Origin of the sequence: Methanooceanicella nereidis, assembly GCF_021023085.1 — an archaeon.
GTDB classification, from domain to species: Archaea; Halobacteriota; Methanocellia; order Methanocellales; family Methanocellaceae; genus Methanooceanicella; species Methanooceanicella nereidis.
Genome location: NZ_PGCK01000014.1, coordinates 1 through 14,669, shown reverse-complemented (window position 1 = coordinate 14,669; position 14,669 = coordinate 1). Strand labels below are relative to the sequence as shown.

Below are 14,669 nucleotides of genomic sequence, written 5' to 3'. Positions count from 1 at the left end.
GCTTGATTAGTCAATTGTCGTATTATATTGGGGTACGCTTAAATTATCCATATTAACGCTATATCTAGCTGTATCAGGGCTAATGTTAAAAAATTTTATAAGGTAATGGATACTATATAATAATTACAGGATAGCATAGTAATCGTATTTAATTTAGGCGAAAGACCAAAAAACTTTTATTAATGTAATGACTAATGTATGACCAATAATCCGTATCTATGGATTAACTATGTAGCGATGTCAAGTTCGGCATATGTCGAAGATTTGACGTATGGATTGATAAAACAAGACCGTTTTATCGAGACGTGATATCCGCTTATAATATTACACAACCATGGGAGGTTGAATGAATGAAGAATACAACTAAGGCAGCATTAGCAGCGTTAATGATAATAACTATGATCGCTGCAATAATCCCAGCTACTGCCGCTTACCCGTTCTGGGAGAAGGCACCATTAATGCCGGAGAACAACAAGAACACCGGCTCAGTAGTTGGTAGAGTAACCACTGCAAACTCGAGCGTAGGCCTCGGTTATGCATATGTAGCAATTGTAAATGCAGCAAACGTTTCTAAGGAATACTACAACACCACTGCAGACGCGAACGGTTACTACCAGATAACTGGCGTAAACAACACCTTATTCGCAGATGGCAGTCTCCAGACCGCATACAAGGTCTATGCAAACCACTCATTATTCGGTGAGGGCTGGTCCAATGCATTCGGTGTTGAGCCAAACAGCACTGCATCCACCGGTGTAGTCATCTTCCCGTTACCGGCAAAGATCGTACTCACCGCTGAGAAGAACCACGTACTTGCTGACAATGCTGACCACGTAACCTTATCAGCATATGTCACCGATGCACTCGGCATGCCCGTAGGCGATGGCTTCACCATTAACTTCGAGGTATTAAACGCAACCGACGCATACGGATTCCTCGGCAACGAGAACTCCGCGACCTCGTCCGGTAGCAAGACCCTTACAGCAACCACCAAGGGCGGCTACGCAAAGGTTGACTTCGGCTGGGGCAACGCATCCGGTAACTCCTCAATAATAGAGGCAAGCTTCGCACAGGATGCTGACATCAACGACTCAATAAAGATATACTTCAGCCCGCTGGTATCCTCCTGGTTCGGATCAGTTGTTGACTCATTCAACACTGGCTACGGCGGAATCGAGGTCACCTTACACGTTTGCATGGCAAATGCGACCGAGATATACAACATGACCACGATCACCAGCAGCGCGCAGCCATATGTTGGAACCTACGTCTTCGACAACATCGTCCTGACCCCGGACACCGCATATGCATTCGCGACCGCTGAAGCACCGTTAACCGACAACCTTACCATCTATGGTGCATCCAACAACTACTCACTCAACACCACCAGGACCTCTGCAGGCTTCATAGTCTTACACGTCCCGATGCCGGATGAGATAAGAGTCACCGCTGACCCGGAGACCATACTTGTAGGTGGCGACGTATCGACCATCACCGCACAGCTCTACCTGAACGGCTTACCGTACAAGAGGCCTGGCGTCAAGATCAACTTCGCAGCGGACAATGACACCGTAGCATACTTACCGAAGGTAACAACCAACCTTTCGGATGCATTCGGCAAGGCAACCATACCCTTAACCTCCAACGAGACTCTCGGTGAGGTTAACGTTACCGCAAACGCAACCATAACCTACAACACTATCATCGAGGACAGTGTCCTGGTTAAGGTAGTCGGCTGGGGTACGATCTCCGGTATGGTAACAGACAAGAACAGGAACGGTGTACCAAACGCTAACGTAACCCTCTGGTACTGGAACGGCACCGCAAACAACGGTATAGTCAAGGTACCCGAGAACCCGCAGCTCTCCAACGATGGTAGGACTGCAGCAATCGGTACATACACCTACGAGAGGATCCCCTGGGGAACCTACAACGTAACCGCAGAGAAGGATGGCCACATATACTTCGCAATGGTTAACCTCACCAAGGGTACCTACACCGCGAACGTAGCTATTCCTGACTACGTATACGTTGCACCGGTAACTCCGACCCCGACTCCTGTCGTAACTGCAACAGCAACCGCAACCCCGGTCCCACCGACACCGACTCCGACCCCGACCCCAACGCCGGGCTTTGAGACTGTGTTCGCGCTCGCCGGCTTACTCGGTGTTGCATACCTCATAGCAAGGAAGGAGAACTAAAGAGGTTCTTGTTAAGGGGACTAAAATCCCCTTACCTTTTTCATTTTTTCGGTGTAATAATGTCAAAAAACATTCGAAGAAATGTTTTATTGATATTAGTTTTACTTTTTCTGAATATCCTAATATCACCAATCGTACTTGCGGAACAATACGGATCTATCTCCGGTAAGGTTTCCGATAAGAACGGTAATCCTGTCAACGGCGCATATGTCGAATGTTATGATAATTATAGTAAGCTTATAGCCACGACATCTACAGATAACGGTGGCTTGTTCTCATTTGATAAAGTGCCAATAGTATCAAGCTATGGCTATGATAATTATAAGGTAAAAGTATCGTTCGATAAAGATGGAAAAGACTATGGACAGCTTTCATCTTTATGGTTCGTAGTGTATCCGCTAAGATGTGCGGAACAGAATTTCGTCTTTGATAATTACCCGCCTTCAGGGATGGGCAGGATATACGGCGTAGTTTCAGATCAAAGCTCATGGATTTCCTCCGTACCTGCTACCATTTATATGGATAACGGGATGTATGCCTTTTATGATGGCCGTACTACGCAGCCCTGGCAATTTTGGCTGCCCGTAGGAAACTACTCTCTGTGGGCAGAAAGAAACGTCAATGGTAAAACATATGTTTCAGATAAGATCAATGTTAATGTTCAGAGCGATCAGGATAAGTATGTGTCAGTATTTTGTCCGCTTACAAAGAATGTGTCCTATCATGAACAGCCATCTCCCAGTGTAAATGTAGTTAAGGGAACTACCAGTCAAAAAAATAATATGCCGTTACCGGGAGTAAATGTCGAGCTCTGCAAAGTTGATGATAAGAAGAACTTATTTAAAGTTAAGTCCACCAGCTCTGACGCTAACGGTCTCTATGAATTCTATGGCATAGACGTCATGGGTATCTATGATAACTACTGTATACGATTCATTTATGACATAAACGGAAAAGAATACGTAAAGACATCGGACGTATTTCGTATCTACTATGCTAATACTCTGGGCGTAAGCCATTCTACCAGCGTCAATATTAATTTTGACATTGTTAATACCGGCAGCCTTGAGATAACTTCCGATCCTGAAGGGGCATATATCTGGATTGATGGATCTAATACCTCAGAAAAAACTCCCTATATTTTTAACAAGCTTGGTATAGGCGATCATCATATAGTGCTTAAGAAAGAAGGATACTATGATGATGGCTTCGATGTGGAGATATCTCCTGAGGTCACAACAAGTATCAACAGGACATTGCAGCAAAATAGCGGAAATCTATTCATAATTGTCACTCCTGCCGAAGCATCTGTCTATCTTAACGGAGAGTATGCAGGCGAAGGCTCAATGGTCCTGTCTGACAAGACCTGCGGGGCATATTCCTATCTTATAACCTGTGACGGTTATAATAATGAGACTGGGACCATCGACGTTCTTTCCGGAGAAGTCAGCACTCTCAACATTAATATGGTCGCCACTCCAGGCCTGACATTAACGTACTTTTTATACCTGTTGAATAATGTGGTCTACACTATAGGCAAAGTATTCTCAGGTTAATTATACCGTTAATTTTTTTTGATAGGGAACATTCTTACTTTTATGGGCATCATTGAAATAGACGGCTCTTATGGCGAAGGCGGAGGGCAGATACTGAGGACTGCAATATCCCTATCGTCCATTCTAGAAAAAAGCATAAATATTAAGAACATTCGTAAAAACCGTCCTAAACCGGGCCTTGCCATACAGCACATTAAATCCATCGAACTTGCCAGGGAAATGACTGATGCCACTGTTGATGGATTATACATAGGGTCTACAGAAATCAAATTTATACCCCGGAAGATAAAAGGCGGTTATTATTATGTGGACATTGGAACTGCCGGAAGCATCTCCTTGCTGTTACAAAGCGTAATGGCAATGGCTTATTATGCTTCATCACCTGTCACTTTTGAGGTAATCGGCGGTACCGACGTAAAATGGTCTCCCACATATGATTACCTGGGAAATGTCCTATTACCAGCATTAAAAAAATTTAATTATGTAGCCGATCTGTCTCTTGTGAGCCGGGGGTTTTATCCTCGCGGCGGAGGGAAAATGATCTTACACGTCGAACCCGGAACATTGAAGAGCGCAGAGTTCGTTTGTCCTGAAGGCGATGTTGTAAATGGCGTATCCTGTTCATCAAAGCTTCCTTCTCACGTAGCTGAAAGACAGGCAAATTCCGCAACTAAGTTTCTTGAGCAAAACGGCATAAGTGTCGGAGAGATAAAACTGGATATACGCAACGATGTGTCGACAGGCTCCAGCATTACACTATATAAGGGCTATTTAGGTAGCAGCACACTGGGCGAGCGGGGACTTCCTGCAGAAAAAGTTGGTTCTGAAGCGGCAAAGAAAATATTAAAAGAAATACGTTCGGGAGCTGCCGTTGATTCAAATCTTTCGGACCAGCTTATACAATATATGCACCTTGCAACGGGAAGCTCAAAAATTATCACGTCGGAGCTGACGTCTCATGCAATAACGAACATGTGGGTGATCGAAGAGATCACCGGAAAAAAGTTTACAGTAGAAAAAAATGGCCCGGTATGCATCAGATCCTGATGTATTCCGGCGGTATCGGCCCTGCCAGGCATACAGGACCTGCATCTAATATCTTTATTCCATTTTCTCTGGCTTTCTTTGCGTCTAATGAAATAATGACCGGATGCTCTGTTCTGATACAGGCTACTTTCACCGCTTCTTCGATAGTCTTACTAAGATGCACATAATGCTGGTTGACCGGTTTAAGGCCTATCTCGAGTATCCTGTCAGCCTCTTCTTCGCTTGTGCCATAAAATAACATCTCAGAGTCTACTTCAGGGTAATCGAGATCTATATTTATCGAATGCCCGTATCTCGCCCTTACTTTATTCCCCTTCCTCTCGTATCTTCCTTTTTCATCGGTAGAAAACATCGCGTCTATGTGGTCAATACTTGCCCAGCTGTACTTGTTTTGAATGATCTTTTCCAGTTCATCAAGCTCGACCCAGCCATTACTATCCATCTTAAGGCCTAACTCCCCCGGGAAATGCCTGAGCGCTCCCGATATTATCTTACCCAGCTTTTCCGCTTTATAGCCTGAAAGCACGAAAGTGCCGATGTTTCCGCAACTGCATTCCTGGCCCCGGAAATATCCATGCTGCGGGCATTTTTTTAGTTCTTTGGGCTTGTCTTTCATCTCCATAGTTACACCGTCATCGATGGTTCACATGGGTTGCCTATGATTATTATATAATCTTAAGGTCATTTATGAATTGTTTTTATTAAAAATAAATCTTGTTATTTGTTATTTGTTATCAGATTATAGATATTTTTATATTTGTTCTCATTTAATTGTAAATATTGCCATGGCGGCGTTTACAAGGTTATATGTACATGATATCATTATTAAGCTGTCAAGCAGGTGTTAAAATGGTTTGGGAACATATTAGCCAGGCGTTTAAATACATGATAGAGTGTTACCGTATGGTCATAGAGGAGCCAAAACTGCTTCTTCCGTCACTACTATCTGTGCTGGTAAGCACAGGGATAAGCATATTGCTCATAGTGCCTGTGATCATTTTTAACGTCATGGGCAAAGCGGGCATTAGTATACTCGGGTTCTTCATAATTGCGGCACTGTTCATAAGCTACATGGTCAGCTATTTTTTTATGGGGGCATCCTCATATGCGGTATACGAGCACGTGAAAAATGGCCGGTCTTCAATGAGAAATGCTTTTAACAGATCTGCTTCGGTAGCATCAACATTGGCATTATTGTCATTGACCGGAGTGATCCTATCATTCATCGTCAAACTTTTCAAAGGTTCAAGGATGAAGCGCAGGAACCCCGGTTTTAACTTTATCGGAGGTATTTTTGCCGGTATAGTCGAAGAAGGCTGGGACGTTGCCAGCAGGCTTTTAGTTCCCGTTGCCGTGATATCCGGCCTCGGATATCAAAACACGATAAAGAAGTCGATTGAAATTGTGGGGAATAACCTTGTGGCTATCGGTGTCGGGGAGATCGGGATCAGGATATTGACAGGTATGTTCGGGTTTGCGGGCGTTGTTCTATCTTTGATGGCCGGGGCCGGCATATTCCTATCGCTGGCAGGGATCAATTTCTTAGTCGCCGCGATCGCAGGCATAATGGTCGCTTTCACGGGGATATCACTGATATCGACGCTGAACCAGTTCGTTAAGACCTCATATTACACTCTACTATATTTATGGGCAGTAGAGGGAATAGAACATGGTGTCGCGCCAGAGATAGCCGCTAAACCAGTAAATATCTCTTTCGAGGAATGATCAGGAAAATGCCTTCGCTATCATCTCTACCGATTCTGCGAGGGCATCTATTTCTTCCATAGTCGTATAGCAGCCGAAAGACGCCCTTATGGAACCACTGATACATAATCTGGCAAGAGCCGTTTGAGCACAATGCTGTCCGCTCCTGACACATATCTTTTTAGTCTCGTCCAGTATCATTGCCGCGTCATGGGGGTTTACATTCCTTACATTGAAAGATACCAGGGATCCCCTGTTCTCCGGGCCATATATCTCTACCTGCGGGATCTCCGAAAGACGCTTTACGCAGTATCCAGATACGGCCTTTAAGTGCGATTCGATGCTCTCCACGCCTATGTCCTTTACGTAGTTCACAGCCCTGCCAAGCCCTATGACTCCCGGTATGTTAGGAGTCCCATATTCAAACCTCGACGGTATCTCATCAAAACTAAACTCGTCAAGTGTCACAGTCTTTATAGTGCCGCCGCCTACATATACTGGAGATAACCGCTCAGGTTCCCGTATATACAATATGCCGGTCCCCTGGGGCCCTAAAAGGCCTTTATGACCTGGCAGGCATAAAAAATCAATGTCAAGACCCCGAAAGTCTATTTGCATTTCACCTGCCGATTGTGCAGCGTCTACCAGGAATTTAACTCCATGTTTTTTCGCTATCTTAGAAATAGATTTGATGTCCTGTACCGAGCCAAAAAAGTTAGATACGTGCCCGATCGCGATGAGCCTGGTCCTTTCTGTGATCGCTTCCTCAATGCTTGCCGGAGACACGATACCCTTATCATCGGAATCAACTATGGTGACTTCAACGCCTTTCTCTCTCAATCTTATCCACGGCAGAAGGTTACTGTGATGTTCCACAACAGCCGTTATGATGTTGTCTCCCTTTTTCCAGTCCATCCCCAGCGCTACCATGTTTATGCTTTCCGTCGCATTTCTTGTGAAAATTGATTTTTTTGCCGGCAAGCCGAGGAATGAAGCCACATCTTCACGCGCATCCTCATATTTTTCCGTGGTCATTTTAGACAGCCTGTGAGCTCCTCTGCCGTAATTTCCGCAATATCTTTTAAAGTACTCGCTCACTGCATCTGCTACCTGGACCGGCTTCTGGCTCGTGGCCGCGCTGTCAAGATAGATCACTTCCCTGAGGACTGGAAAGTCTTCTCTTATACTATAGACATCATACATGGCTTTTCTGAGTTTTTTATAACGCTTATCAGTTATGAATATAACGTGCCATACTAACGAAGGCTCAACGCGATGACAAGGATCCTATGTATCAAATTTTTCTAAAGAAAGCGTCGAGACAATTGAGATATACTATAAGACTTCGGGATGAATGAATGACTGGTTATCCATTATTTTTGTAAGTTTTTGCTAGAAAATCACCGTGAACACCGGACAGTATCTAAAAAAAGCCGTGATACCCGGCTATCCGCCAGATACCACTCTCATAATGTCCACATTGCCCGATGTCACATTTGAATCTACTGCAACGGGCGTTCCATTCTTGAAAACGATCACCGTTTCCGGGTTTATCTTTAATGTATCAAGCAGGTCAATATATGTGGAACCTTCCGGAAGTTCGACATCCATGCTGCTTACTTTACCTGCATAAATCTTTACAGGAATTTTCAATATGTTCACCTAAAATGTAAATGTTTTTAGAATTATTCAATCTCTTCCACGGGGGTGACTTTTTCAAGCTCCCTGGCAATTTTTTCAGGGTGGGCGAGATCCTCCTTGTTTTCATCAACGAGTTTCATGTCCTTTTCGCGTTCCTTTTTGCTACCCTTTCTTTCTATGTCACGCTTTCTAAACTTGCCAGACATATGGATCACTGATTATGATATTTATCTTTGTTGAGTTAAAAACATTTGGAAGCTTATTTTGGTGTCTTTTTATAAGCTATTAACCACTTTTTTAATATTCCATTGTCTTAACAAAATATTTTCATATAAATCGCGTGGGCATAAAATTTAAATAGTCGTGATAGATAAAATGAGGAAAGTATTCGTCCAATAATTTCACACGTTATTATCGTGCGGATATTATTTTCACTGGATGCCGAGGTACTCTAACGGTAAGGGACTGGTCTCGAAAACCAGCGGTCGCAAGGCCTTAGGAGTTCAAGTCTCCTCCTCGGCGCTGTTATTATCTCTAATAGTTCTATAAGGTTTTATCATATGGCGGTGCTTTCACCCGCTTTCAAGTTTTATCATATATCCTGATTTTCGCTTTATTTTAGGGTGTCATATAAGCGCAGACAATCCCTATCTAGGAATCGTAAGATGTCGGACAGGCACAGGATCCACGAATTTTATTCAGGTATTGCTGACCGGTATGATCTTTTAATGCCCTGGGATAATCGTCGTAAAAAGGAAGAGGGCTTTTTTAAAAAGATATTATCGGAGAATAATGTCAGGTCGGTCCTTGACTGCCATTGCGGGACCGGTTTTCACCTCGTAATGCTTTCCAGCATGGGCTATGATACCGATGGCGTTGACCTGTCGCCCGATATGATCGCGATGGCCACGAAGAACCTCCGGAAACATGGTATGAGCTGTTATATTTACAACCTCGACATTAAGGAGATCTCTTCCGTAATCGAAAAGAGATATGATTGTGTTATATCCATGGGTAATTCCCTGCCGCATGAGTTCGGGGATGAAAACCTCTATTGCGCTATCCGGAACATGTATGATGTCCTGAAACCCGGCGGCCTATGTATCTTGCATCTGGAGAACTTTGACGCATTGTATCGCGACAGAGAGCGCTTTATTCCATCGCTTTATACAAGAGACGGGGAATGTGTCGATGTCTTCATATTTGCCATAGATTATCATAAGGATAGTGTTGTTTTCAATATCCTTTCTATCATAGAGCGCAAAGGCAAGCCTGAATTCAATGTCGATGTCGTAGAGTATAATCCTGTGAGCCCTGGTAAGGTCCGGGAATTAATGGAAAAAGCAGGCTTTAAAGGACTGCGGTTTTATGAAAATTTCAATATGGATATTATGGGCACTTCCGATTCTTATGACCTGATCGTGACGGCTAAAAAATGAAGGCCTGACTAAAAATGTCAGGCGCACATTCCCTGATAATATTTAACCCTTACTCTTATCCGGTCGGTAGGTTTTTCCATTATTATGTATATGTCTACATTTTAATTTTCATTATGGTCTTTTTAGATTTCAACCAAAAAAGAGTTGATAAAAAAGCAAACTATTTATCTTGTAGATGTTTCTAAAAGAGATAGGTAGTATGAATCAATCGTTCGGCGAATTAGAAAAATTGATATCGACAAGGGCGGCGCTTATAGATAAGGAGCTAGACCTATTATCGTTCGTGATCGAGCCTGCTGAGCTTGCCGAAGTTGTAAAGTATGCACTATCACAGAGGGGTAAGCGGCTGCGGTCCACTATACTGACCTTATCCTGCGAATCCGTGGGCGGGACCCTGGCACAATCATTAGTGCCGGCACTTGTAGTGGAAATGATTCATAACACCTCGCTCATTCTCGACGATATTATCGACTCGTCCGAAACCCGGCGCGGTAAGGCGACGATCAATGCCCGCTGGGGAAACCATATGGCGTTGATAGCCGCGGACGCGATGCTGGCTTTGACCATAAAGCAGGCCGCAAGAAGCGACCTTCAGGTCACCAGGGCGATCATAGAATGCGCCTCCACCTCTTTACTCCGTCTGGCAGAAGGCGAAGCCATGGAACTTACAAATCGCGATTATGGCATCGATGATTATTATAAGATAGCCCAGAAAAAGACCGCTTCTCTGTTCAGGGCATCCTCGGAAGTAGGGGCTCTTGTCGGCGGCGGAACAAAGAAAGAAGTGGACGCTTTGAACCGCTACGGGGATAATATCGGGATCGCGTTCCAGATGAAGGATGACATACTGGATTTCACATCCGATAAAGAAACCCTTGGCAAGCCTATCATGATAGATCTTAAAATGAACCGCCCGACCCTGGTGCTTCTTCTGGCTATGAAGAACGGGCTAAAACGCGAGGATATGCTAAAGATGTCCCGGGAAGAGTTGTTAAAAGCACTGAAGCCTTCCATAGAAGAGGCCGAGAAACTGGCACAGGATAAAGCGAATGCCGCCAGGGACGCATTAAAGCCGATAAGGGACAGCAAGTATAAAACACATCTTGAAGACCTGTGCGATTACATCCTGACCAGGGACAAATGATGGCTGTGACCGGTCGTCTTTTCTATTTATTCGTTGTTTTATGACTTGATCAGTATACTATCATATTTTCTCAAAGGCTCAAAGGCTCAAAGGCTCAAAGATGTCTATGTTTCTCTAAAAATGCATTGAGCTCTTTAAGAAGTCTTTGAGCTTTTAAGATGAACCTGCAATAAATCTGCGTACAGAATTAAAGATCGCAGTCATGTGCCATGATATACTGATCAGGCTAAATTTATTTAATAAGACACTTCTTTCAATTTCTGGTATGGCCGTGACATCATACCATAAACGCTACTATCATCAATATGCTTGCGATGACATACGTGTCGCTCGCGATCTTCAGGTATGGCACAAGACGCTTCACATGATCGAAATATCTCATCAGCCCGAGAATTGATGCGGCAGAAAGCGGTATCAGGATGAAGACTATCCCTGCCATTAAAGGAAGGATCCCTGTATAAATACCGATAGTCAGGGACAGGTATGCGAGTATGTTCAACAGGACGTATACATATGATGCCTTTTGCCTTCCGAGCCTTACGACGAGGTTTTTCTTTCCCACCTTAATATCCGCATTGTAGTCCGGGAACTCAAATATGTACAGGGCGCCTGTATTCAGGAACGCTAGCGGCAGTGAGGCTATTGTAGCTACGGCGATACCTTCCATATATTGTATTACTTCCCATCCGGAACCTACGGGCACCTGTACAAAAAATGCGCCCAGCACCATCAAAGGGGTGGCTATAAGCCTCGCGATCTCGCCAAAACCTCTATAAGCCAATTTAAAGGGAGGCGCAGTATAAAAAAACCCGAGTACCACACCTATGACTCCTATTACCATGACTATTGGGCTTCTTGTCAATACTATAAAGATCCCCAGGACTGTACATATCATGAAACAAAACAGCCCCGCAATGAAGACCTGTTTTGGCTTCAGTACGTTACCCGGAAGAAGCCCGCTTCCTCCGCTATAGGGAGTTCTTTCGGTATTGATCACGTCCGTACCGCTTTTAAAATCGAAGAAATCGTTCAGGATGACTGTACCTGCATGCAGCGATAGCATCGCTATTACCGATATTAAAAAGTAATAAAGGCTAAACGCTTCGGGATAAAATACGAAGGATATGACGCTGCCTAAGATCACCGGCAGCGTTACGAACAAAAGAAACAGCCCTCTGAACTCCTTTATCCACGCCTTTATTATATCCCGCATCGGCCATCACTCTATATCTATCATATAGACATCCCAGCCGCCATTCCTGTTATCAAGATATACGACCTTATTCCCGTATATGTGGGGGTTCAGCTGGTCATGGGTTTCGTATGTCAGCCATTTTTCCTGTCCTGTCCGAAGGTCATATATGTAAATGTTCCAGTTGCCTATCCTTGAATCATCATAGACGACCTTCGAGCCATATATGTCCGCGTTGTACTGTTTTCCGACAGACGAGATCATCCTGGTTTCTTCCGTGTCAATATTATAGGAATATATGTGCTGGCCGTCTTTGGCATTACTGTGGTATATGACATAATTGTCATATATTCTAGGGTGATCGTTTTTAGCGTTCCCGTCAGTTATTTTGGTCATGCTCCCCTTAGGGATGTTGAACATGTAGATGTCGCTATTCTGGCCATCGTATGACGTCCATACGACATAATTATCATATAGCCTGATGTCAGTGGGCTCCGAGATGTCCGGGACGATACAGCTTGTCGTGCTGTCGACATAGTCCGTTATGTAAATGCTGAACTTGCTCATCCACTGGCCATAATGGTCGTTATATCCGCCATCGTCCTGACAGAAAGCTATCCTTCTGCCATAAATATCGGGGTTGAATCGAGGCTTGTTTTCCTCGAGGATCAGTGTCGAGTTAGTGTTCGTCTCAATATCATATACGAACATCTTATAATTGTCCCGGTCGATCAACACGACTTTGCCGTTCCCGATACAGCCATAGGACATGATGTTGCCTTCAGCTATCTTTATTTCAGTCGAGGTCTTAGTATCGAAAAGATATACCCTGTTCACGCCGTTCTGGCTATTCTCATAGACCACATAGTCCTCCCAGATACCCGGGTTATAATAAACGGACAGTTCCTTATTCAGCCTTACATCGTCCTGGCACTGCTGTACGGGATCAGTGGTAGGCTCCGGTGTGGGCGTAGGGGTCGGCGTTGGCATTATGGAAGGTGTCGGGGCCGGTGTCGCTGTCGGGATTAGTGTCGGCGCTGTGGTCGCATTTCCCGTGCCTTGAGTGATGTATCCGTATATTACGAAAGCACACGCTACCATTATTAAAAATAATACTGCCAGCGTCGCAATGAATATGAGCTTCGATCCTGTGCTTTCCTTAGGTGGTTCCGATTCCATGATGCCTGATCCCTGTTTAATTATTTTAGAATATAATGCACATATACCTAATAAAATATGAGCCTTTTTGTCATAAGCAAATATTTTAGATGAATTATAATCTTATCGTATAAATCTCATGAGCAGCCACTAGAAAGTATATTTCTTTATCCGGCCCGGAAATAAATATATTAATTATCAATACTTAATTAATTACTCTGTAGGTCAGACGGATCATGCTTAAAGTCCTGGAAAAGAGAAAAGAGTTCATTAAACTTATTGATAGGATCACCCATGATAAGGGTTATTTTGACGTCCAGGACATCGTATCTGTCACAGGCTTGCCGCGAAGCACGGTCCAGGACTGGATAAACCGGTTCGTAGATGAGGGATGCGTGGAGGTACTCGAGGAAAGGGCCGGAAGAAAGCGCGCCAAGTATGCGAGAAGGCGCATGCGCAGCCTGCCGGCATCCGCATGCAAAAGGATATTCACCACCGTAGACAACGACCTCGTTGAGATATTCCACGAGTGCAGAAGCGAGGGTTGTATAGCTTTTTGCGAGTTCATGTACTTAAAAGGCAATCCGAAAGTAAGAAAGAATGGTATGATACTCCGGCAGCGAGTAAAGGCCGGGGAAAGCGACGTTAATCTTGACGACATTATCTCTCTCGGCCTGGAAAAGGTAATCGTCAAAGACGGGCTTGTCTACCAGTATATACGCACATACGGGGGCCCTGCATACTCTCTTACCGAGATGATGGAACAGGCAGACGGAGTCCTTGATATCACGTATGATGAAAAACCGGACTATGTGGAGGGTGTCATTGTAACGGAAGCTCTCACGCATGTCACTATCGGGATCGACGATACCGATAGCGAGGAAGGCGGGGCGACATTTGCACTGACGCTGTCACTGCTGGACCTTTTGTCCTCCATAGAGGGCGTTTACCGGGTATCCCATAATGTCGGCTTTTTATACCATGATGTCCCGTATAAGACCGCCGGCAACGCAGTAAGCTATATTGAGATGGGGATCATGCATGACCTGGTCGATCCGGTGATACAGTCAGCCCATGAGTATCTTGAGTCCCAGACCCGGTCCGATAACACTGCCATGGCGGTGAAGATAGGCCTTAAAGCATGCCCGGCACTTCTGGAATTTACTAAGAAGGCAAGAAAAGGGATCGTCACGGTAGATGAAGCTTTATCCGCAGCGAAAGACTCCGGTGTCATGGTCTATGAGGTGACAGGTAACAGGGGCATAATCGGGGCCGTCGCAGCTCTTGGAATGATAGACTATCCCCCGGAAGAGCTCATGGACGTCACAAAAGAAAAATAGGCTGCTATTTTTGGCGTGATCATAGGGTATCGCTTAGTAGTTTCTTCTATTGGGCGTCGTATTCTTATTCTTTAAGATGAGTGATAATTTTTCTCGACTTAGGGCACAAAGGCAACAAATGTACACTAGCTTAACCACTAAGTACACAAGGGTAACTAAGGTACACTAGCTTAACCACTAAGTACACAAGGGTAACTAAGGTACACTAGCTTAACCACTAAGTACACAAGGGTAACTAAGGTACACT

General features: G+C 44.4%; 13 protein-coding genes and 1 tRNA gene. 8 read left to right on the top strand and 6 right to left on the bottom strand.

Going from position 1 to position 14,669, the window contains the following annotated elements; genetic code table 11:
* The first annotated feature begins 350 nt into the window (after positions 1–350).
* The 3 genes from CUJ83_RS14230 to rtcA are packed head-to-tail and all read left to right on the top strand — an operon-like array spanning position 351 to position 4,804.
* On the top strand, positions 351–2,201 hold the full coding sequence (locus tag CUJ83_RS14230; protein ID WP_230743042.1) for a PGF-CTERM sorting domain-containing protein: 1,851 nt from the start codon (positions 351–353) through the stop codon (positions 2,199–2,201).
* A gap of 59 nt (positions 2,202–2,260) precedes the next feature.
* A complete protein-coding gene (locus CUJ83_RS14225; protein WP_230743040.1) occupies positions 2,261–3,757 on the top strand; it encodes a carboxypeptidase regulatory-like domain-containing protein in 1,497 nt (498 codons plus the stop codon).
* Between the two features lie 42 nt (positions 3,758–3,799).
* Positions 3,800–4,804: an RNA 3'-terminal phosphate cyclase gene (rtcA, locus tag CUJ83_RS14220; protein WP_230743038.1), complete on the top strand. Its 1,005-nt coding sequence runs from the start codon at positions 3,800–3,802 to the stop codon at positions 4,802–4,804.
* Here rtcA and CUJ83_RS14215 read toward each other — a convergent pair.
* Entirely contained in the window at positions 4,794–5,426 is a 633-nt protein-coding gene (locus CUJ83_RS14215) for an RNA 2'-phosphotransferase (protein WP_230743037.1), read from the bottom strand. The two genes, rtcA and CUJ83_RS14215, sit on opposite strands and share 11 nt — an antisense overlap.
* Positions 5,427–5,689: 263 nt before the next feature.
* Here CUJ83_RS14215 and CUJ83_RS14210 point away from each other — a divergent pair, with 263 nt between their 5' ends.
* On the top strand, positions 5,690–6,529 hold the full coding sequence (locus CUJ83_RS14210) for a hypothetical protein (protein WP_230743035.1): 840 nt from the start codon (positions 5,690–5,692) through the stop codon (positions 6,527–6,529).
* On the opposite strand, the gene CUJ83_RS14205 is transcribed toward CUJ83_RS14210, so the two are convergent.
* From CUJ83_RS14205 to CUJ83_RS14195, 3 genes are all read right to left on the bottom strand, one after another.
* Positions 6,530–7,711: a cysteine desulfurase gene (locus tag CUJ83_RS14205; RefSeq protein WP_230743033.1), complete on the bottom strand. Its 1,182-nt coding sequence runs from the start codon at positions 7,709–7,711 to the stop codon at positions 6,530–6,532.
* Positions 7,712–7,954: 243 nt separating this feature from the next.
* Entirely contained in the window at positions 7,955–8,170 is a 216-nt protein-coding gene (locus tag CUJ83_RS14200) for a MoaD/ThiS family protein (RefSeq protein WP_230743031.1), read from the bottom strand.
* A 23-nt stretch (positions 8,171–8,193) separates the two neighbouring features.
* Entirely contained in the window at positions 8,194–8,355 is a 162-nt protein-coding gene (locus tag CUJ83_RS14195; protein ID WP_230743029.1) for a hypothetical protein, read from the bottom strand.
* Positions 8,356–8,589: 234 nt separating this feature from the next.
* Here CUJ83_RS14195 and CUJ83_RS14190 point away from each other — a divergent pair.
* The 3 genes from CUJ83_RS14190 to CUJ83_RS14180 all read left to right on the top strand — a co-directional run bounded on the left by CUJ83_RS14190 (position 8,590) and on the right by CUJ83_RS14180 (position 10,732).
* Positions 8,590–8,671, top strand: a tRNA-Ser gene (locus CUJ83_RS14190).
* A 143-nt stretch (positions 8,672–8,814) separates the two neighbouring features.
* Positions 8,815–9,588 (top strand): class I SAM-dependent DNA methyltransferase, encoded by a 774-nt coding sequence (locus CUJ83_RS14185; protein WP_230743028.1) that lies wholly within the window; start codon positions 8,815–8,817, stop codon positions 9,586–9,588.
* Positions 9,589–9,787: 199 nt separating this feature from the next.
* Positions 9,788–10,732, top strand: coding sequence for a polyprenyl synthetase family protein (locus CUJ83_RS14180; RefSeq protein WP_230743026.1), 945 nt, complete (start codon positions 9,788–9,790; stop codon positions 10,730–10,732).
* A 277-nt stretch (positions 10,733–11,009) separates the two neighbouring features.
* Here the strand turns inward: CUJ83_RS14180 and CUJ83_RS14175 are convergent, their stop codons facing one another.
* A complete protein-coding gene (locus CUJ83_RS14175; protein WP_230743024.1) occupies positions 11,010–11,945 on the bottom strand; it encodes a prenyltransferase in 936 nt (311 codons plus the stop codon).
* A 6-nt stretch (positions 11,946–11,951) separates the two neighbouring features.
* On the bottom strand, positions 11,952–13,103 hold the full coding sequence (locus CUJ83_RS14170) for a TolB family protein (RefSeq protein ID WP_230743022.1): 1,152 nt from the start codon (positions 13,101–13,103) through the stop codon (positions 11,952–11,954).
* Between the two features lie 215 nt (positions 13,104–13,318).
* On the opposite strand from CUJ83_RS14170, the gene CUJ83_RS14165 reads away from it, so the two are divergent.
* Positions 13,319–14,422, top strand: coding sequence for a hypothetical protein (locus CUJ83_RS14165; RefSeq protein WP_230743021.1), 1,104 nt, complete (start codon positions 13,319–13,321; stop codon positions 14,420–14,422).
* The last annotated feature ends 247 nt before the right edge of the window (positions 14,423–14,669 follow it).

Coding starts and splice junctions, on each gene's coding strand:
- CUJ83_RS14215 (WP_230743037.1), bottom strand. CDS start 5,426: ATGGAGATGAAAGACAAGCCCAAAGAACTAAAAAAATGCCCGCAGCAT.
- CUJ83_RS14180 (WP_230743026.1), top strand. CDS start 9,788: ATGAATCAATCGTTCGGCGAATTAGAAAAATTGATATCGACAAGGGCG.
- CUJ83_RS14230 (WP_230743042.1), top strand. CDS start 351: ATGAAGAATACAACTAAGGCAGCATTAGCAGCGTTAATGATAATAACT.
- CUJ83_RS14185 (WP_230743028.1), top strand. CDS start 8,815: ATGTCGGACAGGCACAGGATCCACGAATTTTATTCAGGTATTGCTGAC.
- CUJ83_RS14205 (WP_230743033.1), bottom strand. CDS start 7,711: ATGTATGATGTCTATAGTATAAGAGAAGACTTTCCAGTCCTCAGGGAA.
- rtcA (WP_230743038.1), top strand. CDS start 3,800: ATGGGCATCATTGAAATAGACGGCTCTTATGGCGAAGGCGGAGGGCAG.
- CUJ83_RS14175 (WP_230743024.1), bottom strand. CDS start 11,945: ATGCGGGATATAATAAAGGCGTGGATAAAGGAGTTCAGAGGGCTGTTT.
- CUJ83_RS14225 (WP_230743040.1), top strand. CDS start 2,261: ATGTCAAAAAACATTCGAAGAAATGTTTTATTGATATTAGTTTTACTT.
- CUJ83_RS14210 (WP_230743035.1), top strand. CDS start 5,690: ATGATAGAGTGTTACCGTATGGTCATAGAGGAGCCAAAACTGCTTCTT.
- CUJ83_RS14165 (WP_230743021.1), top strand. CDS start 13,319: ATGCTTAAAGTCCTGGAAAAGAGAAAAGAGTTCATTAAACTTATTGAT.
- CUJ83_RS14170 (WP_230743022.1), bottom strand. CDS start 13,103: ATGGAATCGGAACCACCTAAGGAAAGCACAGGATCGAAGCTCATATTC.
- CUJ83_RS14195 (WP_230743029.1), bottom strand. CDS start 8,355: ATGTCTGGCAAGTTTAGAAAGCGTGACATAGAAAGAAAGGGTAGCAAA.